The 22,800-nt window shown below is 73.4% G+C and carries 17 protein-coding genes, 1 tRNA gene, 1 pseudogene and 1 riboswitch; of the genes and pseudogenes, 8 read left to right on the top strand and 11 right to left on the bottom strand.

What is annotated here, in order from left to right:
* Window positions 1–382: 382 nt before the first annotated feature.
* Window positions 383–940 carry a MarR family winged helix-turn-helix transcriptional regulator gene (locus tag AMK21_RS08140; protein WP_073875527.1) on the bottom strand — a complete coding sequence of 186 codons (558 nt, stop codon included), beginning with the start codon at window positions 938–940 and terminating at the stop codon, window positions 383–385.
* 185 nt (window positions 941–1,125) lie between these two features.
* On the opposite strand from AMK21_RS08140, the gene AMK21_RS08135 reads away from it, so the two are divergent.
* Window positions 1,126–2,469, top strand: a complete 1,344-nt coding sequence (locus AMK21_RS08135) for an MFS transporter (protein ID WP_073875525.1) — start codon at window positions 1,126–1,128, stop codon at window positions 2,467–2,469.
* Between the two features lie 55 nt (window positions 2,470–2,524).
* On the opposite strand, the gene AMK21_RS08130 is transcribed toward AMK21_RS08135, so the two are convergent.
* Both AMK21_RS08130 and AMK21_RS08125 read right to left on the bottom strand, forming a co-directional pair.
* The gene (locus AMK21_RS08130; RefSeq protein ID WP_073875523.1) at window positions 2,525–4,246 is read right to left on the bottom strand and encodes an ATP-binding SpoIIE family protein phosphatase; all 1,722 of its coding nucleotides are present in this window, start codon (window positions 4,244–4,246) and stop codon (window positions 2,525–2,527) included.
* Window positions 4,247–4,498: 252 nt separating this feature from the next.
* Window positions 4,499–5,959 (bottom strand): NAD(P)/FAD-dependent oxidoreductase, encoded by a 1,461-nt coding sequence (locus AMK21_RS08125; protein WP_107429889.1) that lies wholly within the window; start codon window positions 5,957–5,959, stop codon window positions 4,499–4,501.
* A gap of 342 nt (window positions 5,960–6,301) precedes the next feature.
* On the opposite strand from AMK21_RS08125, the gene AMK21_RS08120 reads away from it, so the two are divergent.
* Together AMK21_RS08120 and AMK21_RS08115 are read left to right on the top strand one after the other, a co-directional pair.
* The gene (locus AMK21_RS08120) at window positions 6,302–7,222 is read left to right on the top strand and encodes a TetR/AcrR family transcriptional regulator (RefSeq protein WP_079181099.1); all 921 of its coding nucleotides are present in this window, start codon (window positions 6,302–6,304) and stop codon (window positions 7,220–7,222) included.
* Window positions 7,223–7,441: 219 nt separating this feature from the next.
* Window positions 7,442–9,526 (top strand): sigma-70 family RNA polymerase sigma factor, encoded by a 2,085-nt coding sequence (locus tag AMK21_RS08115; protein WP_073875519.1) that lies wholly within the window; start codon window positions 7,442–7,444, stop codon window positions 9,524–9,526.
* A 48-nt stretch (window positions 9,527–9,574) separates the two neighbouring features.
* Here the strand turns inward: AMK21_RS08115 and AMK21_RS08110 are convergent, their stop codons facing one another.
* A complete protein-coding gene (locus AMK21_RS08110; protein WP_107429878.1) occupies window positions 9,575–11,686 on the bottom strand; it encodes an asparagine synthase-related protein in 2,112 nt (703 codons plus the stop codon).
* An 869-nt stretch (window positions 11,687–12,555) separates the two neighbouring features.
* Between AMK21_RS08110 and AMK21_RS08105 the strand changes: the two genes are divergently transcribed.
* From AMK21_RS08105 to AMK21_RS08090, 4 genes are all read left to right on the top strand, one after another.
* A complete protein-coding gene (locus tag AMK21_RS08105; RefSeq protein ID WP_073875517.1) occupies window positions 12,556–14,139 on the top strand; it encodes a sporulation protein in 1,584 nt (527 codons plus the stop codon).
* A gap of 111 nt (window positions 14,140–14,250) precedes the next feature.
* A complete protein-coding gene (gene lhgO / locus AMK21_RS08100; protein ID WP_073875515.1) occupies window positions 14,251–15,507 on the top strand; it encodes an L-2-hydroxyglutarate oxidase in 1,257 nt (418 codons plus the stop codon).
* On the top strand, window positions 15,500–16,384 hold the full coding sequence (gene trmB / locus AMK21_RS08095; protein WP_073875513.1) for a tRNA (guanosine(46)-N7)-methyltransferase TrmB: 885 nt from the start codon (window positions 15,500–15,502) through the stop codon (window positions 16,382–16,384). Before lhgO ends, trmB begins: the two co-directional genes overlap by 8 nt.
* Window positions 16,385–16,482: 98 nt before the next feature.
* Window positions 16,483–17,997, top strand: a complete 1,515-nt coding sequence (locus AMK21_RS08090) for a PrsW family intramembrane metalloprotease (RefSeq protein ID WP_073875511.1) — start codon at window positions 16,483–16,485, stop codon at window positions 17,995–17,997.
* A 15-nt stretch (window positions 17,998–18,012) separates the two neighbouring features.
* Here AMK21_RS08090 and AMK21_RS08085 read toward each other — a convergent pair.
* The 7 genes and pseudogenes from AMK21_RS08085 to AMK21_RS37045 all read right to left on the bottom strand — a co-directional run.
* Window positions 18,013–18,249: pseudogene (locus AMK21_RS08085) on the bottom strand (aldo/keto reductase); the annotation flags it as partial.
* 147 nt (window positions 18,250–18,396) lie between these two features.
* Window positions 18,397–19,440, bottom strand: a complete 1,044-nt coding sequence (locus AMK21_RS08080) for a M23 family metallopeptidase (protein ID WP_073875509.1) — start codon at window positions 19,438–19,440, stop codon at window positions 18,397–18,399.
* A gap of 11 nt (window positions 19,441–19,451) precedes the next feature.
* Window positions 19,452–19,604, bottom strand: a riboswitch (cyclic di-AMP (ydaO/yuaA leader).
* A gap of 210 nt (window positions 19,605–19,814) precedes the next feature.
* Window positions 19,815–21,068, bottom strand: coding sequence for a PP2C family protein-serine/threonine phosphatase (locus AMK21_RS08075; protein WP_079181098.1), 1,254 nt, complete (start codon window positions 21,066–21,068; stop codon window positions 19,815–19,817).
* Between the two features lie 142 nt (window positions 21,069–21,210).
* Entirely contained in the window at window positions 21,211–21,957 is a 747-nt protein-coding gene (locus AMK21_RS08070; protein ID WP_073875507.1) for a MerR family transcriptional regulator, read from the bottom strand.
* A gap of 101 nt (window positions 21,958–22,058) precedes the next feature.
* Window positions 22,059–22,132 (bottom strand) — tRNA-Met (locus AMK21_RS08065).
* Window positions 22,133–22,189: 57 nt separating this feature from the next.
* On the bottom strand, window positions 22,190–22,390 hold the full coding sequence (locus tag AMK21_RS35845; RefSeq protein ID WP_234421861.1) for a CGNR zinc finger domain-containing protein: 201 nt from the start codon (window positions 22,388–22,390) through the stop codon (window positions 22,190–22,192).
* Window positions 22,294–22,605 carry an ABATE domain-containing protein gene (locus AMK21_RS37045; protein ID WP_073875505.1) on the bottom strand — a complete coding sequence of 104 codons (312 nt, stop codon included), beginning with the start codon at window positions 22,603–22,605 and terminating at the stop codon, window positions 22,294–22,296. Before AMK21_RS37045 ends, AMK21_RS35845 begins: the two co-directional genes overlap by 97 nt.
* Here AMK21_RS37045 and AMK21_RS35325 point away from each other — a divergent pair.
* On the top strand, window positions 22,567–22,758 hold the full coding sequence (locus tag AMK21_RS35325; protein ID WP_073875503.1) for a hypothetical protein: 192 nt from the start codon (window positions 22,567–22,569) through the stop codon (window positions 22,756–22,758). The two genes, AMK21_RS37045 and AMK21_RS35325, sit on opposite strands and share 39 nt — an antisense overlap.
* Window positions 22,759–22,800: the final 42 nt, after the last annotated feature.

Below are 22,800 nucleotides of genomic sequence, written 5' to 3'. Positions count from 1 at the left end.
GATTCCCGGTCGAAGCGGGTCTAGCGGTCCTGCTGTTTTTCACTTTCGAGGTTCTTCGCTTTCGCGATTTCCCTTTCCGGCGATTCCGACTTTATCAGATCCTTTCGGGCCTGACTCCCGGTCGGCGGGGCTTGTCTTCCCGGCCGTTGGGCCGTTCCGACGCTCAAACTCTAGCGGATTCTCCCGGCGGCTCATAATCGAGCCTTCGAAATGAATTCCGGCATCCCGAAATTCTCCCGGCTGGGAGGCTGTGCTGAAGTTTGGTTGCCGCGCGTGCGGCGGGATGGCTGTCGCAGAACCGTCCGGCCCCGTGACAACTCGAAGAACTCTACGGATCGGGCTGGGGCGTGTCAACCCCGCCCCAGCCTCGGCTCCGGAGACATCAGTCCAGGTCGGTGAGGCGGCCGCCGGCGTCCGGCTGGGCGTGCTCCACGCGGCGCAGGAGGCGGACCAGTAGTTCGCCGAGGACCCCACGTTCGTCACCGGAGAGGTCCTGGAGGAGGTCCTCTTCGAAGTCGGAGGCCATGCGCATCGCCTCCAGCCACTTCGTCCGGCCCTCGTCGGTCAGCTCGACGATGACGCGGACCCGGTTGTTCTCGTCGCGGTCCCGGGTGACCAGGCCCTCGCCGGCCATCCGGTCGACGCGGTGGGTCATGGCGGCCGGGGTGAGGCCGAGGCGCTTCGCCAGCTCTCCGGGGCCCAGGCGGTAGGGGGCGCCCGACAGGACGAGGGTCTTGAGGACCTCCCACTCGGCGTTGCTGATGCCGAGGGCGGCGACCTGTCTCCCGTACGCGACGTTCATCCGGCGGTTCAGGCGGCCCAGCGCGGAGACGACCTGTTCGACCTGGGGGTCGAGGTCGCGGAACTCGCGCTGATAGGCGGCGATCTGTTCGTCGAGGCTCGGCTCGTGGGGGCCGGGCTCCTCGGTGCTCTCAGACATGGCGGGCAGTATGGCACGCCCTCATCCCCCTTGAAGTCCTTCAGGCTGTAGTTTTCACCTTCTAAGTTTAGTGCTAAAGTCTTCGAGTCTGAGTTCGCCTGGGGTGTCCCTGGGCGACTCGGACCTTCTGAGCTTCTGAGCTTCTGACCTTCTAGACCTTGAGGTAGGTGAGTGTGACCAGGGAGATGGGCGCAGCGCTGCGGCGGATCCAGCTGGGCAGCGCGCTGAGCGCGTTCGGGCTCGGGTTCACCGTCCCGTATCTGTACGTCTACGTGGCGCAGGTGCGGGATCTGGGCGCCGGTACGGCGGGAGTCGTACTGGCGGTCTTCGCGATGGCCGCGCTGGCCGTTCTGCCGTTCACCGGGCGGGCCATCGACCGGCGGGGGCCGCTGCCCGTGCTGGTGGTGGCCGCAGGCCTGGCCGCCGTGGGCGCCGCCGCTCTGGGCTACGCGAGCAGCGTGCCGGCCGCCGTGCTGTCGGCCGCCGTCCTCGGTGCCGGCACCGCCGTGATGCAGCCCGCCCTGGCCACGATGCTCGTCTGGTGCTCCAGCACCGCCACCCGTACGCGCGCCTTCGCCATGCAGTTCTTCCTGCAGAACCTGGGCCTCGGGCTCGGTGGGCTGGTCGGCGGGCAGCTCGTGGACGTGAGCCGGCCCGCGAGCTTCACCATGCTGTTCCTGATCGAGGCCGTGATGTTCGTGGTCCTCGGTGTCGTTGCGGTGACCGTGCGGATGCCCCGTACGGCGTCCATCGGCGGAGCCCGTCCGATTGACGGTTCCGCCAAGGGCGGGATGCGGGCGCTGCTCTCGCACCGGGCCATGGTCCAGCTGTGCGTGCTCGGGTTCGTGCTCTTCTTCGCCTGCTACGGGCAGTTCGAGTCAGGGCTCGCCGCGTACGGCACCGAGGCCGCCGGGATCCAGCCCTCGACGCTCGGCTTCGCGCTGGCCGCCAACACCGCGGTCATCGTCATCGCCCAGTTCGTCGTGCTGCGGCTCGTCGAGCGGCGGCGGCGCAGCCGGGTCATCGCGGCCGTCGGGCTGATCTGGGCCTTCGCCTGGATCGTCGCCGGGTACGCGGGGCTCGGGCACGGCAGCCAGACCATGGCGACGGCCGCGTTCATCTCGACGTACGCGCTGTTCGGGCTGGGCGAGGCGATGCTGTCCCCGACCGTGGCGCCGCTGGTCGCGGATCTGGCACCGGAGTCGATGGTCGGGCAGTACAACTCGGCGTTCGCCCTGTGCAAGCAGCTGGCGCTCGCGGTCGGCCCGGCTGTCGGCGGGCCGATGGGGGCCTCGCTGCACGGTCCGTACATCGTGACGTTCGTGCTGTTCTCGCTGGGCATCACGGTGCTCGCGCTGCGGCTGGGGCGCCGGCTCACCCCCGTACAGGATCAGCCGTCGCTGGCCCCCGCCCCCTCGCGGGTGGTGGCCGTGTCGCTGCCCGAGGGTGGGGAGAGCGGGGCGGAGGCGGCCGGCCGGGCCGTCTCGGTCACGGCGCCGACGGCCATGGCCGCCACCGCCGGTCGCTGAGCCCGGCTCCCGGTCGGACTCACCCGGTCACCGGGTCGCAGAGCCCTGTTCCGCGTCAGCGGGACAGGGCGAACTCGCACCAGACCGCCTTGCCGCCGCCCGGGGTGCGGCGGCTGCCCCATGAGGTGGCGATCGACGCGATGATCTCGATGCCGCGTCCCGCCTCGTCGGCCGGTTCGGCCTGGCGGCGGCGTGGCAGGTGGTCGTCGCCGTCGGTCACCTCGATGATCAGCCGCCGGTCCGTGCGGCGCAGGCCCAGGCGCATCGGCGGGGTGCCGTGCTGGAGCGAGTTGGCGACCAGCTCGCTGGCGGCGAGGACGCCGAGGTCGCGGAGCTCGACCGGGAAGCGCCAGGAGGTCAGGACCCCGGTGGCGAAGGCGCGGGCGCGCGGGGTGGCCTCGATGCCGCCGAGGAGGTCGAGCGCGGCGTTGTGGAACAGCTCCGCGCTCGTCCCCGTACGGGCGGGGTGCTGGACCACCAGGACCGCCACGTCGTCGTCGTGCTCGGCGGTCACCCCCAGGGAGCGGATCAGCCGGTCGCAGACCACCTGCGGTGATCCCTTGGCGCCGGAGAGGGCGCGGGCGAGGGAGGCGACGCCCTCGTCGATGTCCTCGCTGCGGCGCTCGACCAGGCCGTCGGTGTAGAGCACCGCGGTGGAGCCGGGCGGCAGCGCGATCGTGCCCGAGGTGTGGACCCAGCCGCCGGTGCCGAGCGGCGGTCCGGTGGGTTCGGCGGCGCGGTGGACCGTGCCGTCCTCGTCGCAGACGAGGATCGGGAGGTGGCCCGCGGAGGCGTAGACGAGCTGTCCCTCGTTCGGGTCGTGGACGGCGTAGACGCAGGTGGCGATCTGGCTGGCGTCGATCTCGGAGGCGAGGCCGTCAAGCAGCTGGATCACCTCGTGCGGCGGGAGGTCGAGCCGGGCGTAGGCGCGGACCGCGGTGCGGAGCTGGCCCATGACGGCGGCGGCGCGGACCCCCCGGCCCATGACGTCGCCGATCACCAGGGCGGTGCGGCCGGCGCCGAGGGTGATCACGTCGTACCAGTCGCCGCCGACGGCCGCGTCGGTGCCGCCGGGCTGGTAGGTGGCGGCGATACGGAGGTCGTCGGGCTGCTCCAGCTCCTGCGGGAGCAGGGAGCGCTGGAGGGTGACGGCCGTTTCGCGGTGGCGGCGCTCGCTGCTGCGCAGGCGCTCGGCGGCTTCGGCGTGGTCGGTGACGTCGGCCGCGTAGACGAGGACGCCGCCCTCGCTCCTGTTCTCCTTGTCCTTCTCGCCCGCCTTCTCGTGATCCGTGTCCGCCGTGCCGTCCCAGGCGGCGACCGGCGTGCAGGTCACGGTGTACGAACCGCCACCGGCCGTTCTGCGGGACTTGGCCGTACGGGCGGTGCCGCTGCGCAGGACCTGGTCCAGCAGGGGCAGCACGCTCAGCTCGGCGAGCTCGGGCAGGGCCTCGGCGGCGGGGACGCCGGAGGGGCGGGGGCCGAACGCGGTCTCGTACGCCTCGTTGACGTAGGCGACACGGTGGTCCGGGCCGTGCAGCAGGGCGACGGCGGCGGGGAGGCGGCCGAGGATCTCGCGGGCGGAGAGGTCGTCCAGGGCGGGCCCGGGGGCGGCGGGGGCGGTGTCGGGGGGTACCGGAAGCGCGCCGTCCGGCAGGGTGGCCGCGGCCTGCGCCTGGGCGTACTCGGCCCGGGCCGCGGGGACGGGGCTGCGGTCGTCCCGCGCGGCGGCTCGACGCTGCGTTCCGGGAAGGCGGGCGCTCCAACGCGTGAAGTTCACGGAATTTCTGGCCTCGTGTGTCGGTTCGGTGCGTCGCTGCTGGTCACTGTCGGTCACTGCCGGCCGGGTCACTCTGTGCAGGTGTGGGCCCACCTATGGTCACACGTCCAGTGTGACCGACCGTACTGACAGTCGCAGTCCGGTCGCTGTCCAGGCGGCGTCCGAACGACGTCCTGGCGGCATCCGAAACGGCTTACGCCGGTGCGGTCGGTTCCGTCGCTGCGGTCGGTGCCGTCGGCGACGAGGCCGTGGTCAGCGGGCGGGCCGGGGCGGCGGTCCGCCCGGTGGGTCCTCCGGGCTCTCGTCGGGGCGGGGCAGGGTGCCGGGGCGTTGCGGGGCCACCGAGCCTCCACCGGCCGCGAGTTCGAACTCGGCCCGGGGGTGTTCGAGCGAGCCGAGGGAGACGATCTCCCGTTTGAAGAGTCCGGCCAGGGTCCATTCGGCAAGGACGCGCGCCTTCCGGTTGAACGTCGGCACCCGGCTGAGGTGGTACGTACGGTGCATCAGCCAGGCGGGGTAACCCTTGAGCTTGCGACCGTAGACGTGGGCGACGCCTTTGTGCAGGCCCAGGGAGGCGACGGATCCCGCGTTCTTGTGCCGGTACTCCTTCGGCGGGTGCCCTTCGATCGTCGCGAGGACGTTGTCGGCGAGGACCTTCGCCTGGCGGACGGCGTGCTGGGCGTTGGGCGCGGTCTCCTTGCCGGGCTCGGCGGCGGTGAGGTCGGGGACGGCGGCGGCGTCGCCCGCGGCCCAGGCGTGCGGCATTCCCTCGACGCCGAGGGTGGCGGTGCAGCGGAGCCGGCCGCGTTCGGTGAGGGGCAGGTCAATGGCGGCCAGGAGCGGCGCCGGTTTGACGCCCGCGGTCCACACGAGCGTGCGGGTGGGGAAGCGGGAGCCGTCGCTCAGGACGGCGACGCGGTCCTCGCAGGTGTCGAGGCGGGTTCCCAGGCGTACGTCGACGCCTCGGCCGCGCAGTTCCCCGACGGCGTACCGGCCCATGGCCTCGCCGACCTCGGGGAGGATGCGGTCGGCGGCCTCGACCAGGATCCATCTCAGGTCTGCGGCCTTGATGTTGTGGTAGTACCGCGCGGTGTAGCGGGCCATGTCCTCCAGCTCGGCGAGCGCTTCCACGCCCGCGTAGCCGCCGCCGACGAAGACGAACGTGAGGGCCGCCTCGCGGATCGCGGGATCGCGGGTGGCGGACGCGATGTCCATCTGTTCGATGACGTGGTTGCGCAGTCCGATGGCTTCCTCGACGGTCTTGAACCCGATGCCGAAGTCGGCGAGGCCGGGCACGGGGAGGGTGCGCGAGACGGATCCGGGGGCGATGACGATCTCGTCGTACCCGATCTCCAGGGCGCCGGTGCCGTCCTCCGCCGTGGCCAGGGTGGTGACGGTGGCCGTACGCTTGGCGTGGTCGATCCGTCCGGCCTCGCCGATGAGGATCGTGCAGTGGTTCAGGACGCGGCGCAGCGGCACGACCACGTGGCGCGGCGAGATCGAGCCGGCGGCCGCTTCGGGGAGGAAGGGCTGGTACGTCATGTACGGCTCGGGCGTGACGACCACGATCTCGGCGTCCCCGCTCTTGAGTCTCTGCTTCAACCTCCGTTGGAGACGCAGCGCTGTGTACATCCCGACGTAGCCGCCGCCGACGACGAGAATGCGCACACCTGGCCGGGTGCCGGGGGTCGTCCCCCGGGAATCTGGAGCCATCACCACCCCATGACGCAACGGAGTCGGTGGTTTGTCCACAGGCCCGGCAAATTGTGTGACCGGCGGGCACGGCGGGGAAGTTCCGGCCGGTCGGCCGGGCGGCAGGGAAGCGGTGCAGGTCAGGCACTGTGCGGGGGGCGAATGGGCGGGGGCGGGCAGGGGATCGGCGCGCTCCTGCTCCGATCGGGGGGCGCACCATGCGGAACTTCCCCCTTCTGAATTGACGCAGGCTCAACTATGTTCGTAACCCGTCGGGAGTCGGGTGCGGATTTCGTTGTGCTCACTCACCGGCTGACACGGCGGGGAAGTCTCCGGGGGGAGACGTCATAACCGGGGGAAGTTATGCAGATTCAGGATTCGCATGGGCAGTCCGCGCGCACGCACACGTCCAAGGACCACGGGCGTCTGGGCTCCGTGGGAGCGCTCGGTGTCATGAGCTCGGCCGACGCGGTGCGCTCCGCGGCGGCGATGAGCGCCGCGGCGATCGGAGCGCCCACGACAGGAGTGGCTCCGGCCGGTCCCGCCACGAGCGGGCCGGCACCCACCTCACCCGCGGTCTCCACGCGTTCGGCTCCGCTGCGCGTCGACGCGCAGCGCAATCTGGAGCATGTGCTGCGGGCCGCGCGTGAGGTGTTCGGTGAGCTGGGGTACGGCGCTCCGATGGAGGACGTGGCACGCCGCGCCCGGGTCGGAGTGGGCACCGTCTACCGGCGGTTCCCCAGCAAGGACGTGCTGGTGCGGCGGATAGCCGAGGAGGAGACCTCCCGGCTGACCGAGCAGGCGCGTACGGCTCTGGGGCAGGAGGAGGAGCCCTGGTCGGCGCTCTCCCGCTTCCTGCGGACCTCGGTGGCGTCGGGGGCGGGCAGGCTGCTGCCCCCGCAGGTGCTGCGGGTCGGGGTCGACGCGGAGGAGACGGATGCGCCGGTGAAGGGTGACGCGGGGGACGAGACCCGCGTCCCGCAGCAGCGGCAGGGCGCGGCCCAGGCCGACTTCCGCGTCGTCGGCCAACGCACCGGGGGCGGGGACGAGCTCCGCGGCCTAGGGGAGGACTCGGGCGCGGGCGAGCTGCTGGAGGTCGTGGGCCGGCTGGTGGACCGGGCGAGGGAGTCGGGCGAGCTGCGCGGGGATGTGACGGTGGCCGATGTGCTGCTGGTCATCGCCACGGCCGCCCCGTCTCTGCCGGACGCCGACCAGCAGGCGGCGGCCTCGGCCCGGCTGCTGGACATCCTGCTGGAGGGGCTGCGGTCCCGGCCCGCCGTCTGATGTCACCGTCCGGAGCCCGCTCGTACCGGTGAACGGCGAGCGGGTTCCGGTAGGCGAAACAACCGGGTGTCATTCCCCTGGAGAGGGGTTCCCCAGCACTCGCATTCGAGAAAGCTCCCCGGATGAGTGGTTGGCAGGACTGAGGGGCCATCGCGATTGAGCCATGTGGCACTCTTGGCCGGTATTCGGGTCCGAGGGTGTATTACGGGGGCTTCCGCGATGAGCGGTAACGAGCAGCAGGAAGAGCCGCTCGACGAGATCGCCGCGGCGGGCGGGGGCACGAAGGCCGACGGGATGTCCTCCGGGCACGTGCCCGCCCAGGCGGGGCGTAGACCGTCGGACGGTTCGGACCGTTCGGATGGCGAGGCCGGGGGCGGAACCGTCCTGCCCGGGCCGTGGCCGTCCGTCGCCGAGGCCGGGGGCAGCTCCGGGGACGACGCCTCCGGCGGGGTCGGTGCGTACGCCGTGCCCTCGCAGCGCGAGGGCCGCGGCGGGTCTCCCGACACCGGCCCTTCCGACGCCCAGCTGATCCAGGGCATGCGCGAGGGGGACGACCTCGCCTACGAGGAGCTGTTCCGGCGCCACTCGGGCGCGGTCCGCCGGTACGCCCGAACCTGCTGCCGGGACGGGCACACCGCCGACGACCTGACCGCCGAGGTGTTCGCGCGCACCCTCCAGGCCGTACGGGGTGGCAAGGGGCCCCAGGAGGCCGTCCGGGCCTACCTGATGACCGCCGTCCGCCATGTCGCCGCCGCCTGGACGAAGAGTGCCGGACGGGAGCACCTGGTCGACGACTTCGCGGTGTTCGCCGCGCAGGCCTCGCGCACCTCGAAGCTCTCCGACGGCGACACCCTCGACCTCGGCGCCGATGTGCTGGCGATGCACGAGGCCGAGCAGTCCATGGCGATGGAGGCGTTCCGGAGCCTGCCGGAGCGCTGGCAGGCGGTTCTCTGGCACACCACGGTGGAGGAGGAGTCGCCCAGCGAGATCGCCCCGCTCTTCGGACTGACCGCCAACGCCACCGCCGTACTGGCCAGTCGGGCCCGCGAAGGCCTCAAGCAGGCCTATCTCCAAGCCCACGTGAGCCAGGCGCTCACCACCGGGGGGAACTGCGCGCAGTACGCCGACCGGCTCGGCGCCTACGCCCGGGGCGGGCTGCGGATGCGGGCCGAGCGCGGGTTGCGCAAGCACCTCGACGAGTGCGCCAAGTGCCGGGTGGCGGCCGGCGAGCTGGAGCATGTGAACGCCGGGATTCCGGCGCTGCTGCCCATCGCGGTCATCGGCTGGTTCGCCGCCGGGTACTCGCTCAAGGCCGCGGGTGTCGTGGCGGGCGGTGCCGCGGGCGCCACCGGGGCGGGAGCCGCCGCCGCGGCCACCGGATCGGGCACCACCGGTGCCGCAGCCGGGGGCTCCGCCGCAGGGCCCTCCTCGGGCTCCGCCGGGGGTGCCGCCGCCTCCGAAGGGCTCGGCGCGCCCGCCAAGGCCGGGATCGCGGCCGCCGTCGCCGTGGCGGCCGCCGCCGGTCTGGTGTGGGCGCTCGTCGGCGACGACCAGCCGAAGCCGGAGGCCAAGCCGGTCGCGAAGCCCCCGGCGGTGGCGCCCGAGGTACCGGCGCCGGAGCCGCCCGCGCCGGAACCGGAACCTCCGGCCGCGCCCGCATCCGACCCCGTACCGCCCGCGTCGCCCGCCCCGCCCCCCGAGCCGGAGCCGGAACCGGCGCCCCCCGAGCCGGAGCCCGAGCCGACCCCGCCACCGAGCGCCGAGCCCCCGCGCTCCCCCGAGCCGCCCGAGCCCGCGCCGCCCGCGCCCAGTCCTCCGCCGTCCCCGCAGCCCGCGTCGAGCCCGAAGCCGCCCCCGCCGCCCGCCCCGACCGTCTACCAGGTCAGCGTGCTCGCGTACTCCCTGCTCGGCGACCACACCGAGCCGGAGGTAGTCACAGGGCGGAGCAGCTGGATCTGGCAGCGTACGAACGTGGCGATCGCCCGGACGCGGTACGCGCACGGCGTGACCGTGCACGCCCGGTCCTCCGTCACCATCCAGCTGAACCGCCCGTGCACCCGCTACGAGGCGATGGTCGGCGTGGACGACCTGACGATGGGGCTCGGGGCGGTCCGCTTCTCCGTCTACGACGGGGACGGGACGCGACTGTGGCGCTCCCCGGTGATGGCGGGCGGGGCGCCCGCCGTCCCGGTCAGCGTCGGCATCGCCGGGCAGTCGTCGATCCGGCTCGTGGTGGAGCCCGAGGGGCCGCTCGGCGGGGTGGCCCTGGCCGACTGGGCGGAGTCCCGGATCAGCTGCGCCTGAGCCCGGTGCCGTGGTGCCCGAGCCCGGCCTCGCGGACCCGGTTGCCCTTCACGGCTGGAGCGTGCGCCGGGACGGGACCACGCCGCCCGCCACCGCGCGCTGGCGCGGCGCCGCCGTACCCGTCCAGCAGGTGCCCCGGCGGGCCAGCAGCCGGCGCAGCCACAGTTCGGTGGACGCCAGTTCCGCCAGGCCGTCCAGCGGGAGGGGCTCGCCCTCGGAGGCGGCGCGCAGGGCCTTGCGTACGACGCGGGCCTCGACCAGGCCCGCGTCGGCGAGGAGCGGCGCGTCGAAGAGGGCCATCAGGTCCGGCAGCGCGGTGCGCAGGCCGATGCGGGTGACGGCGGTGGAGGTGGCCTGGGACGGGGTGCCCCAGCCGGGCGGCAGGTCGTGGATGCCCGCCCCTCCCAGTACCCGGCGCAGGATCGCGGCGCGGGCGCCCGGCTGGACGCGGAGCGACTCGGGCAGCGCGCGGGCGGCCCGTACGACCTGGTTGTCGAGGAACGGGGCGTGCAGGCGCTGGCTGCGGATCTCCGCCGCCTGCTCCAGGATGCGGTGGTCGGCGGCGCTGCGGGCGAGGGCGGCGCGGGCGCGGGCCTCTCCGGGGCGCTGGACGGAGGTGGGCCGGATCGCCGCCTCCTGGAGGCGAACCGATACTTCGGCGAGTGCCTCGCCCGTCAGCCAGCGGGCCGCCGGTCCCGGGCGCGACCAGGCGAGGGCGGCCAGCGAGGCGTCGGCGGGGGTGGCGAGGTCGGGGGCGTACCGGTTGGCGTCGGGGAGGAGGCCGGCGGCGGTCTCCAGGCCGGTGCGGTACGACGTACGGGCCAGGCGGCGGGCGGCCCGGTAGAGCGTCAGCGGGACGAACAGGGAGTGCGCCGTGGGGCCTTCGGCCTTGGTGAGGGCGGCGACCGGGCGCAGGAGGTGGCGTCTGCGCCGGTCCATCAGGAGGTCGGCGAGGCGGGCCGGATGGGCGTCCAGGACCTGCCGGGCGCCGTGCCCCACCAAGTGGTCGGCGCTGCCCGCGGCGAGGCGGCGGCGGTGGCGTTCGGCGACCACGAGGGAGGGGCCCGGCTCATCGGTGAGCGCTCCCGTACCCAACGAGGCGTACGGGAGGGCCTCTTCGCCCGCCGCGACGACCACGTGGTGCAGGCGCGGGTTGGCCGCGATGGCGCGGGCGCGCTCCAGCTCGTCCTCGTGACCGCGGGTGGTGAGGTCGTTGAAGGTGACGGCGAGCAGCCGCTCCCCCGCCCCGGTGCCGTGGCCGAGGAGGGTGCCGGGCAGTCCGGGCAGCCCGGCGGCGAGCAGGGCGAGGGTGGCGGAGGCGCTGCCACCGGAGAGGTCGGCGCCGATTCCGGCCACGGGGGCGCCCCGGGCCGCGCGCCGGTCGGCGGGGCCCATGCCGGGGACGGGCCCCGGGTCCGGCGGCAGGGTCTCCGGGGCGTGCCGGGGCGCGGTGAGCCGGGCGCGTACGGCTTCGACGAGCGCGTCCCGTACCCCCTCCACCGCGTGCACCGGGTCGGCCTGGGGCGCGGCGACGGCGAGGGAGGCGACGGCCTCGTACCCGGTGATCTCCCGCGAGCCCTCCCGCAGGATGAGCGCGTGGCCCGGCGGGACCCGTTTCACCCCGGCGTACGGTGTGCCGTCGCCGAGCGCCTCCGGGCTCTCCGGGCAGGCGAGGAGGGCGGCGAGGTGGCCGATGTCGAGCTGGGCCTCGATCAGGTCGGCCAGGGGCAGGGCGGCGGTGGCGTAGGCGGTGCCGTTGGCCCACGGGGTGTGGAAGACGGGCCGGGCGCCGGCCAGGTCGCCCGCGACGGTGATGCGGCGGCCGATCTGGACGACGGCCGTGTAACTGCCCGGCCAGGCGGTGAGGTGGCGCATCGCCCCGCCCCGCGCGGCGAGCAGCCCGACGCGCAGCTGCTCGTCGGTGGCCCCGCAGCAGCCGAGTACGGCGAGGCGGGCGGTGGGAGCGCCTTCGGGCGTGGCGACCCCGATGACGCGGATCTCGTCGGGGCGCCAGTCGCCGACCGCCCAGAGCGGATCCGGGTCGCCCCACAGGAGTTGGGAGCCCACCGGGTGGACCGTGCGCCCCTCATCGCCGTTGCCGACGGCCCCTACCGTGCCGAAGCTCGCGGCGATACTGCTCCATCCCACCAACCAACGCATCGCCGCCTCCACAGGCTGTGGACAAACGGCGCACCGTACCGAGTCGCATCGCCGCTGCGGGACATGCTGCCACGACAGGGCCGCAGGAGAGGGGGTACGGGCGGCGCACGCCGGATGAGCATGCGCCCCTGGCAAAGGCCGGGCCCCCGCCTCGCCGCCGTCTTCACCGCATCACCGGCAACGGAAGTACCGATTCCGGGAGTTAAGGGGGCACCGCAGACGGCCCGGCCTCGCGCGAAGGCGCATCGGAGAAGGAAGCGGAAGAGGGGCCGCCGGCCCGGGAGAGCGGTCGAAATCCGGCCATAGCCGGACCGTTGGCCAGGCCATCACCGGAGAGTCGATATTCAGCCATTCTCATCGAGCTCCGCCGCTCGCGCACACCCGTCCGCGCTCCCCGCGGCGGACCCTTCCACGCACAGTCCGGGAGGTGGGCCTCACCTCCCGGACCGGTCCGCCGCCCGCGGGGAATGGAGCGGCGGTATCCCCCAGCCCACTGAGTCCAGTGCAGTGAGCCGACCCACGCGATACCCAGCCAAGCCCCTCCCGTACGGGCCGGGCCAGAGCGCACGGCCGGGCGCACGGCCACACGCCAGGGGCACGCCCCACCTCGGCACGCGCACCCCCGGAGCGCGGACCCCGCCACCCGCACGGACAACAATCCCGCCATACGGACGTCTGCCCCTTAACGGTAGGGATGGGGAGAACTACGCTGTGTTTACTGGTGTTCTCAGCAGGGGGCATATTCCTCGGGGCTCGGCCACATGCGTGTGCAGGCGGAGTGCGGGGGTTCGAACCTGGGGAGCATCGGTACGAATGCCGCGCGCCGTCCTCGGTGACGCGGCGGCTGTCTGTGTGTCGAGGGGTGGCGCATGTCCAGGGAGCAACGCGGGCCGAACGAGAAGCTCGGCACGGTTCTCGCCCTCGCGGGAATCAGTAACGCCGGGCTCGCCCGGCGGGTCAACGACCTCGGAGCACAGCGCGGTCTGACACTTCGCTACGACAAGACCTCGGTGGCCCGGTGGGTCGCCAAGGGGATGGTGCCGCAGGGTGCGGCGCCTCATCTGATCGCGGCGGCGATCGGGGCCAAGCTCGGCCGGCCGGTCCCGCTGCACGAGATCGGTCTCGCCGACGCGGACCCCGCGCCGGAGGTCGGCCTCGCCTTCCCCCGGGACGTGGGCGAGGCGGTCAGGTCGGCGACCGAGCTGTACCGGCTGGATCTGGCCGGGCGCAGGGGGGGCGGCGGGATCTGGCAGTCGCTGGCCGGTTCGTTCGCGGTGAGCGCCTATGCGACCCCCGCGTCCCGCTGGCTGATAACCCCCGCCGATCCGTCGGTCGCCCGCGACCCGACGGCGGCACAGGCGGCGATCCTCGGCGCCCGGAGCGGCGGCCGGGACGGCGGCGGCGCGCCCGGTCCCCGCGGACCGCGGGGCGCACCGGACGGCCGCGGCGCACACACCCTGCACACACCCGGGGGCACGCAGAGCGGCTCCGTGCCCGTCCAGCCCGGCCCGGAGTCCGTCGCGGACGCCTCGCCGCTGCGGGTGGGCCACAGCGATGTGATGAAGCTGCGCGAGGCGGCCCAGGACGCCCGGCGCTGGGACTCCAAGTACGGCGGCGGCGACTGGCGTTCCTCCATGGTCCCCGAGTGCTTACGCGTCGACGCGGCACCCCTGCTCCTCGGCTCGTACACCGACGAGGTGGGCCGCGCCCTGTTCGGCGCGTCGGCCGAGCTGACCCGGCTCGCGGGCTGGATGGCGTTCGACACCGGCCAGCAGGAGGCCGCCCAGCGCTACTACATCCAGGCCCTGCGCCTGGCCCGCGCCGCCGCCGACGTACCGCTCGGCGGCTATGTCCTCGCCTCGATGTCCCTCCAGGCGACCTACCGCGGCTTCGCCGACGAGGGCGTCGACCTCGCCCAGGCCGCCGTGGAGCGCAACCGTGGCCTGGCCACCTCCCGCACCATGAGCTTCTTCCGACTGGTGGAGGCCCGCGCCCATGCCAAGGCCGGCGACGCACCGGCCGCGGGGGCCGCTCTCAAGGGCGCCGAGAGCTGGCTGGAGCGGTCCCGGGCGGGTGACGCCGACCCGCCCTGGCTCGGCTTCTACAGCTACGACCGGTTCGCCGCGGACGCCGCCGAGTGCTACCGCGACCTCAAGGCGCCCCGCCAGGTGCGGCGCTTCACCGAGCAGGCGCTCTCCCGGCCGACCGACGAGTTCGTCCGCAGCCACGGACTGCGGCTCGTCGTCTCGGCCGTCGCCGAGCTGGAGTCGGGGAACCTGGACGCGGCCTGCGCGGCGGGCACCCGGGCGGTCGAGGTGGCCGGCCGGATCTCCTCGGCGCGCACCACGGAGTACGTGCGCGATCTGCTCCACCGCCTGGAGCCGTACGGGGACGAGCCGCGCGTCGCCGAGCTGCGGGAGCGGGCCCGCCCGCTGCTGGTGACCCAGGTCTGAGCCGCCCGGGCCGGAAGCGTGCCCGGGCGGAGTGTGCGCCACGCCCTGCCCGGATCGGGTTTGAGCCCGTTGTCAGTGGGTCAGTGCACTATCGGGGTGGGAGGTGGCGTGATGATGACGCACGCGGCGTACGACTGCGATGTGCTGGTGATCGGCGGCGGGATCGTCGGTCTGTCGACCGCGTATGCGCTGCAGAGGACCGCACCGGGCACCCGGGTGACGGTCCTGGAGAAGGAGCACGGCCCCGCCCGCCACCAGACCGGCCGCAACAGCGGAGTGATCCACAGCGGGATCTACTACCGCCCCGGTTCGCTCAAGGCGCGGTACGCGCTGCGCGGCTCCGCCGAGCTGGCCGACTTCTGCGCCGAGCACTCCATCGCCCACGCCACCACCGGCAAGCTGATCGTCGCCACCGAGCGCTCCGAGCTGCCCCGGCTGCACAGCCTGGTCCAGCGCGGCCGCGAGCACGGACTGCCCGTGCGGGAGCTGGGCCCGGCGCAGATCGCGGAGTACGAGCCCGAGGTCCGGGGCCTCGCGGCGATCCGGGTCGGCACGACCGGCGTCTGCGACTTCACCGCCGTCGCCGCCCGCTTCGCGACCGAGGTCACCGCCGCCGGCGGCATCGTGCGGTACGGGGCGGAGGTCACCGCGATAGACCGGCGCGCCTGGGGCGTGGCGGTGCGCACGGCGGACGGGCTGGTCGTCCGCGCCCGGACCCTGGTCAACTGCGCCGGGCTGCACTGCGACCGGGTGGCCCGGCTCGCGGGCGACGACCCGGGGGTGCGGATCGTGCCGTTCCGGGGTGAGTACTACGAGCTGGCCCGCCCCGAGCTGGTGCGCGGCCTGGTCTACCCGGTGCCGGACCCGGCCTTCCCCTTCCTCGGCGTCCACCTGACCCGGGGGTTCGACGGCTCGGTCCACCTCGGGCCGAACGCGGTCCCCGCCCTGGCCCGCGAGGGGTACGGCTGGCCGGTGGTGCGCCCCGCCGAACTGCTGTCCACGCTGAGCTGGCCGGGCACTTGGAGAATCGCCCGCAGGCACTGGCGGTACGGAGCGGGCGAGGTGCACCGCTCGCTCTCGAGGTCCGCCTTCACCCAGGCCGTGCGACGGCTGCTCCCCGCGGTGCGGGAGGAGGACCTGCGCCCGTCACCCGCCGGGGTCCGGGCCCAGGCGGTGCTGAAGGACGGCACGCTGGTCGACGACTTCCTGATCCGCGAGGCCCCGCACACCGTGCATGTGCTCAACGCCCCCTCACCCGCCGCGACGGCATGCCTGCCGATCGGGCGGGAGGTGGCGCGGCGGGCGCTGCGCCGGGCTCAGGAGACGGGGTGGAGGCCGCCCGCCGTAGAATCGGGTCATTGTGTCTGAGCAGCCCTTGAACCCCACCACCGCCGCGGCCCCCGAGCCCGGGGCGGCCGCCACCGTGACCGGCTCCGCGACCGGCTCCACGTCGGCCGACGAAGCCGCCGCGCTGCGGGCCGCCTCCTTCGAGCGCGCGCGCCGGCTGCGCCAGGAGCCCCGCTTCCCCGGCGGCCCCGCCGCGGACCCGGCCGGCTCGCACCACGAGCGCCGGATCCGCAGCTTCCAGCCGCGCCGCAGCCGGGTCACCACCGGCCAGCAGGACGCCCTGGAGCGGCTGTGGCCGAAGTGGGGCCTGGACATCGACGGCAAGCGCGTCCTGGACCTGGACCAGCTCTTCGACGGTCTGCCCGTCGTCCTGGAGATCGGGTTCGGCATGGGCGAGGCCACCGCGCAGATGGCGGCCGACGACCCGGGCACCGGCATCCTCGCCGTCGACGTCCACACCCCTGGCCAGGGCAACCTGCTGGGCCTCGCGGACAAGGCGGGCTCCACCAACGTACGGGTGGCCAACGGCGACGCGGTGATCCTGCTCCGCGAGATGCTCGCCCCCGCCTCGCTCGACGGCCTGCGGGTCTACTTCCCCGACCCATGGCCCAAGGCCCGCCACCACAAGCGGCGGCTGATCCAGCCCGAGTTCCTGGACCTGGTGGCCCCGGTCCTGAAGCCCGGCGCGATCATCCACTGCGCGACGGACTGGGAGCCGTACGCGGAGCAGATGCTGGAGGTGCTGACCGCGCACCCCCGCTTCGAGAACACGGCGGCGGACGGCGGATACGCGCCGCGCCCGGCGTTCCGGCCGCTCACCCGCTTCGAGGGCCAGGGCCTGGACAAGGGCCACGTCGTGCACGACCTGCTGTTCGCCCGTATCCGAGACGACACCTGACGCACCGCCCTGCAAACGGCCACCTCTGGCTGAACGGTGAGCCGTCCTGGCCGGATGCACCGTCGCCGGGTGTCGGTGCTCCTCGTTAGGGTCGAGGGGTGTCCGACGGTTCCGTGCAGTACCAGCAGCGCCAGCCGGCGGTCCCGGTCCTCCACGAGCAGCGGTTCGAGGAGGCGGTGGGCGCCGTGCCGGAGCGCGGCCGGTGGAATTGGCGGCCGCGCCGCGTCGGCGTGGTGTGGCGCAGCAAGGTGTTCCGCGCCGGGACGGTGATCGTGGCGCTCGCGCTGTGCTGGCTGGTGATCCTGGCCCTGGTCCGCCAGCAGACGGGCCCGGAGGGGTTCCTGGTCGGCCTCGGCCTGGCGGTGCTTCCGGTGCCGCTCCTGCTGGCCGCCTTCCGCTGGCTGGGCCGGGTCGAACCGGGCCCCTGGCGGAACCTGATCTTCTCCTTCGCCTGGGGCGCGTGCGCCGCCGCACTCGTCGCGATCATCGCCAACTCGTTCGCGGTGCGCTGGATCGCCACCGCGACGGCCGACCCGGCGAGCGCCGACACGCTGGGGGCGACGGTGATCGCCCCGGTCGTGGAGGAGAGCGCCAAGGCCGTCTCCGTCCTGCTGATCTTCATCTTCCGGAGGCGGGAGTTCCGGGGCGTGGTCGACGGCATCGTGGTCGCCGGCTTCACCGCGACCGGCTTCGCCTTCACCGAGAACATCCTCTACCTGGGAAACGCCTTCGACGAGGACCAGCAGCTGGGCAGCTCCGGGATCGTTTCGGTGACCGCCGGGACGTTCTTCGTACGGATCGTGATGTCGCCGTTCGCGCATCCGCTGTTCACGGTCCTCACCGGCCTCGGATTCGGCTTCGCGGCCATCAGCGCCCGCCACCACCGGGTCCGCCGGATCGCGCTGCCGGTGCTCGGCCTGCTGTTCGCGATGGGCCTGCACGCCCTGTGGAACGGCTCGTCGGCCTTCGGCCCGTACGGCTTCTACGCGGTGTACGGGGTGGTGATGGTCCCGGTGTTCGCGCTGGTGACCTGGCTGGCGGTCTGGTGGCGCCGGCGGGAGCTTCGGACACTCGCCGCCGAACTCCCGGCGTACGCCACAGCCGGCTGGCTGACCCCGGCCGAACCCCTGGCCCTCTCCTCGATGCGGACCCGGGGCGTGGCCCGGGACCTGGCCCGCCACTGGCACGGCAAGCAGGACCGGTCCCGGGGCCGGGCGGCGGCCCGCGCGGTCGCCGAGTACGAGTCGTTCGCGACGACCCTGGCCGGCCTGCGCCGCCGCGCCCGCCACGACGCGGTGGGCCCGGACTTCGCCGAGCGGGAACGGGAGTTGCTGCACCACCTCTGGCAGCGCCGGACCATCGCGGCCCCGGCCCTCACCCACGCGGCGGACATGACCGGCAGGGGCCCGCGCCCGTATCCGCGCCCGCCTATGCCCTATGGATACGGATACGGGTACGGGCAGAGCCAGGGCTACGGGTACGGGTACGCACAGGGGCAAGGGCAGCAGGGGCAGGGTTACCCGACCGGGTACGGCACCCCGCCCCCGTACCGACTCCCCTACGGCCCTCACCCCCACGGCCCGTACGGCGGACCCGCCCCGCCTCCCCGGTGACCTACGCGACCCACCTCAGGCCGACGCCTCCGTGAGCGCCGCCAGCTCCGCCTCCGTCGGCTCCAGGTCTCCGACGGCCGGCGGCGCGGGCAGCTGCTCGACCGTGCGGGCCGAGGCGATCGGGGCCGCGACCGTCGGGCGGGCGGCGAGCCAGGCGAGGGCGACCGTGGCGACCTTGCCGAGAGCGGCGAGCACCGTGCGGCCGCGCTCCGACTCCAGGTACTCGCCCGCCTCCGCGGAGCGGGCGCTCTTGTGCCGGAGCCGTATTCCGCGTCGGAACCGCGTATTCCATGCCCGCCCCCTCGCCGGACAGACCGGCAGCCCTGACGTCGGGGGGTGAGCGTCAGGGCTGCCGGGGTTTCGGGGCGGTGCGTGCGCCCTCGAACGGGCGCGGGAGCCTCAGACAGGCAGGCCCTTGCTGTTCAGCCAGGCCGTCGGGTCCATCGCCGAGCCGCCGGCGGTGCGGACCTCCAGGTGGAGGTGGACGCCGGTCACGTTGCCGGTGGCGCCCATGCGGCCGATGGTCTCGCCGGTGCTGACCTGCTGGCCGACCGAGACGTCGATCGAGGACTGGTGGGCGTACCAGATCTCCGTACCGTCCTCCAGCTGGAGGACCGTGCGGTAGCCGTACGAACCGGACCAGCCGGCCGCCGTGATCGTGCCGCTGTGCACGGCCTTGAGCGGCGAACCGGCCGCCCCCGCGAAGTCCAGGCCGGTGTGCTGGCCGGAGGACCACATCGCACCGGACTGACCGTAGGTCGAGGTGAGCGTGTACGAGGAGACGGGCAGGGTGTAGCTGGCGCGGAGCTTGGCGAGGCGCTCTTCCTCGGCCTTCTTCGCCGCCGCTTCCTCGGCCGCCTTCTTCTCGGCGGCGATCTTGGCCTTGACCGCGGCCTCGGCCTCGTCCTGCTGCTTCTTCGCGTCGGCGGCGGCCTGCTCGGCCGCGGCCTTCTCCTCGGCGGCCTTGGCCTCGGCGTCGGCGCTGGCCTGCTGCTGCTCGGCCTGCTGGAGGATGCGGGCGCGCAGGGCCTCGCCGGCGTCGGTGGTGCCCTGGTCGGCCTCGGCGGTCGTGATGCCCGCGGTGGTGAGCGGCGCGGCGGTGACCGGTGCGGCCTCGGCCTCGTCGGACATGAGGGACCCGACGCCGGGAAGGGACTTGGCGTCGGGGAGGTTGTCCGCGATGGAATCGGGAAGAGAGATGGAGACCGGCGGCTTGCTCTGGGCGGTGGCCATGCCACCCGCACCGACGGCCGCTATGACGCCGACCCCGAGGACGGTGGAGCTACGGGCGAGACCCCGCTGCTTGGCCACGCGGTGCTTGCCGCGCACGGGACGGATGGACTCCGCGGTGGGGTTCCACTCCTCCCACGTCCGCTCCGGGCCACCGAGGCCATCGGCAGTGAAGGGTGACGGGGCCTCAGGGGCAGGCTTGTTGGACGCCACGTGGGCGCACTCCTTTCCTTCCTTCTCGCCTACCGGGTTAGCTGACGGGTTCGGAGCAGGAAGGTCTCCTACGGGCCCCTCCGTCTCTCACGAGACGCAGGCGTCCGATTCACCCCATGTAGGTGGTTCCCCGGTTCCCTTGCGGGATTCGGCGCTCGCGCACGGCGCCGTCTCTGACGACGGCTGGGACGACCGCGCTGCGTTATCGAACGTTAATAGACAGACGGGCTCGATTCCAAGCTGTTCCTGTTGATCATTAACGTCCCCGACAGGGACTTACCACCCACAAGCGGTGTGAATCGGGCGACTTGACGACCCCTCGCCCACACCTCTTTTTCTGATGGTGTGTCAACTGTTATGCGGAGCGGTGCCCTTCAATTACGCACCGTGCCATCACCCCGGCCCACGATCTTCACCGTCGTCCGTCGCGGCGGCTGCCCCTCCGCCGGCCGGCTGACCGCGAGCAGCGCCATGTCGTCCGTCGTCCGGCCCCCGGTGTGCAGCCGTACGTCGTCGGTGAGCGCCGAGAGCAGCTCCTCGGGGCCGGGGAAGATCCGGCCGCGCAGCCGGGCCGCCGGGTCGTAGAAGACCCCGCTCGCGTCCCGCGCCTCGGAGAGGCCGTCCGTGAAGGCGAGCAGCGTCGACCCCGGGGGCATCTCCCACTCGTCGGACCGGTCGGGCCAGACCCCGAGGTCCATCCCCAGCGGCATGGCGGGCACGCTCGGCGCGAGAACCTCCAGGTCCCCGTCCGCGTGCAGCAGGATCGGCTCGGGGTGGCCGCGGTTGACCAGCCGCAGCGAGGCCGAACCGGGCGGGATCTCGGCCAGTACGGCGGTGATGAACCCCTCCATGGCGTCCAGCCCGTACCGCCGCGTCCCCTCCCGCGCGAGCGCCCGCTCCAGCCGCTGGGCCACGCCCTCCAGGGACCGCTCCTGCTCGGCTGCCTCCCGGAACGCCCCGATGATCACGGCCACCGCCTCCACGGCGTCCAGCCCCTTGCCACGCACGTCGCCGACGACCAGGCGCACGCCGTACGGCGTGTCCGCCACCGCGAACAGGTCCCCGCCGACGAACTCGTCCGCCTGCGCCGCCTCGTACCGCGCGGCCACCTGGAGCCCGCCGATCCGCTCCGCCGGGGTCGGCAGCACGGCCCGCATGGCGGTCTCCGCGATGACGCGCGCCGAGGCCAGCTGCTCGTTGCTGCGACGCACGACCCCGTTGATGACGAGGGCCAGGGCCGCGGCGGTGAGGACCGTGATCATCTCGATGACCGGGACGACCTGGGTGGACGTGCCGTCGGAGAGCCGCATCGCGATGACGGAGAGGACCGAGGCCACGCCCGTCCGGATCGTGCTGGCGAGCGAGAAGAAGGGGGCGGCGATCAGCGGCGCGGCCACGAACAGGGGGACGGCGGTGAAGTTGGGCGGCGCGAGCCAGTCGAAGAGGAGCCCGCCGCCGATGAGCAGCACCGGCAGCAACCGGACGAACCGCCGGGTGCCGGCGCTCCGCGCCACCACCGGCTTCCCCCGGCCCGTGGAACCGGACCTGGCCCGACCGGTGGAGCCGGACAGCCCGCGCCCCGGGACGCCGAAGCCTCCCGTCACGCGTCCGCGCCCCTTCTCCGCCATCCCCACCTGTGCACTCCTGCCCGGTCCGGCCACGGCTGCGGACGGTACCGCGCCCCGTCCAGGCTTCCCGGAGCCGCGCCGTGCGGCGACTCGTCATCGGCCAAATAGGGGGAAGCGGCCCGGAACCCCACGCTCCGATCGGTCAGTCGGAGAGCCGGTGTTCCGCGTAGATCGTCAGTGCATCCCGTACGAAGGCGGCGGTGCCGTCCCCGTGGCGATCGTAGTTCTTTCCGAAGCGCGGATCGGCGACATACATCTCGCCGAGCCCGATGACGTACGACCGGCTCGGCGCGACCGTCGTGGACAGCCACGCGCAGTGCCGCCGCGCGATCTCCTGCGCTGCGTCACTGTCGGCACGGACCCCGGCCTGCCTGGCCCGCCCCCAGTCCCGCGCGATGGCTTCGTGCTCGTCCTGGAAGGCCTTCTTCTCGGCCTCCCCGAGCGAGCGCCACCACCGGTCGCCCTCCTCGTACGCCTCGCGGCCCCAGCGCTCGGTCACCTCCCGCTCGTGAGCGGTGTGGTCGAAACCGTCGAACACTTCCTCGGCCATGAGTTCCATCCCCTCCTGCGTCTTGTGGAGAGTGGTCCGCACCGAGGCGATCTGCCGCCCGATGCGCTCCTGTTCCTGTTCGAGCAGGCGCAGGTGGGCCCGCAACGCCACGGCTGTGTCCCGCTGCCCCTCCAGTACGTCCTTGATCGCGGGCAACGAGAGCCCGAGCTCCCGCAGCAGCAGGATGCGCTGCAGCCGGACGAGGGCGTCCTGGTCGTAGTAGCGGTAACCGTTGCTCCCGAGCCGGCTCGGCGCGAGGAGACCGAGGTCTCCGTAATGGCGGAGCGTGCGGCTCGTGGTGCCGGCCTTTCTGGCGATTTCCTGGATGGACCACTCCATGCCGGAAACGCTAGATCTTTACGTTGCGTCAAGGTCAAGCCGGAAACACCGGAAGACGACTCGGGCCCGGCACGCTGTGCGTGCCGGGCCCGGATCTTCAGTAGCGGGGACAGGATTTGAACCTGCGACCTCTGGGTTATGAGCCCAGCGAGCTACCGAGCTGCTCCACCCCGCGTCGGTAAACACAACTGTACGCCATCGGAGCGACCGCTCCGACCACACCCTTGCGGCGTCAGTCACCCCGATGCCGCTGGTAGCAGCGGGCGACGCGAGCCCTGTTGCCGCAGCGGGCGGGCGAGCACCAGCGGCGGCTGGGGTGCGCGGGCACGAACAGCATCACGCACTCCTCGGCGGCGCAGGCCCGCACCCGACCCCCGGCCGGCCCGGCCAGCAGCGCGGCGGCGTCCTCGGCGAAGAGCGCGGCCAGCCGCACCCCGGGGGCCCCCTCCCGCCGGGCACGAGCACGAGCCCCTCCCCACCATCCCGGACCAGCTCACGGACGAGCGGGGCGGCGGCCATCGCCCGGTTGATGCCCTCGACGGCCTCGGGCGGAGGCGACTTGCCGTCCCGGGCGGCGTACAGGGCGGCGGCGACGTACTCCCGTACGCGGTGGAGCTCGGCCAGATCCTCGCCGTCGAGCGCGCCCACCGCCTCGCCGACATCACCGAGGGCTTCGTGGAACGGCTCGGCCTGACCCGCTTCGTGATGTACCTCTTCCACACGGGCCACTTCGCCCTGGAGCACCAACTGCCCGCCATCGCACCGCTGATCGCGGACTTCCTGCACCGGGCGTGGGGCTGAGAACGTCGAAGCGCCCCCACCCGGCTTCGGCCGGGTGGGGGC

Source organism: Streptomyces sp. CB00316 (genome assembly GCF_001905595.1).
Taxonomy (GTDB): domain Bacteria; phylum Actinomycetota; class Actinomycetes; order Streptomycetales; family Streptomycetaceae; genus Streptomyces.
This window is presented reverse-complemented; position numbering and strand designations above follow the sequence as displayed.

What these genes read in the sequence shown, in the direction of transcription:
- AMK21_RS08110 (WP_107429878.1), bottom strand. Translation starts at nt 11,686, where the DNA reads ATGCGTTGGTTGGTGGGATGGAGCAGTATCGCCGCGAGCTTCGGCACG.
- lhgO (WP_073875515.1), top strand. Translation starts at nt 14,251, where the DNA reads ATGATGACGCACGCGGCGTACGACTGCGATGTGCTGGTGATCGGCGGC.
- AMK21_RS08125 (WP_107429889.1), bottom strand. Translation starts at nt 5,959, where the DNA reads ATGGCTCCAGATTCCCGGGGGACGACCCCCGGCACCCGGCCAGGTGTG.
- AMK21_RS08105 (WP_073875517.1), top strand. Translation starts at nt 12,556, where the DNA reads ATGTCCAGGGAGCAACGCGGGCCGAACGAGAAGCTCGGCACGGTTCTC.
- AMK21_RS08120 (WP_079181099.1), top strand. Translation starts at nt 6,302, where the DNA reads ATGCAGATTCAGGATTCGCATGGGCAGTCCGCGCGCACGCACACGTCC.
- AMK21_RS08135 (WP_073875525.1), top strand. Translation starts at nt 1,126, where the DNA reads ATGGGCGCAGCGCTGCGGCGGATCCAGCTGGGCAGCGCGCTGAGCGCG.
- AMK21_RS08075 (WP_079181098.1), bottom strand. Translation starts at nt 21,068, where the DNA reads ATGGCGGAGAAGGGGCGCGGACGCGTGACGGGAGGCTTCGGCGTCCCG.
- AMK21_RS08070 (WP_073875507.1), bottom strand. Translation starts at nt 21,957, where the DNA reads ATGGAGTGGTCCATCCAGGAAATCGCCAGAAAGGCCGGCACCACGAGC.
- AMK21_RS08140 (WP_073875527.1), bottom strand. Translation starts at nt 940, where the DNA reads ATGTCTGAGAGCACCGAGGAGCCCGGCCCCCACGAGCCGAGCCTCGAC.
- AMK21_RS08115 (WP_073875519.1), top strand. Translation starts at nt 7,442, where the DNA reads ATGAGCGGTAACGAGCAGCAGGAAGAGCCGCTCGACGAGATCGCCGCG.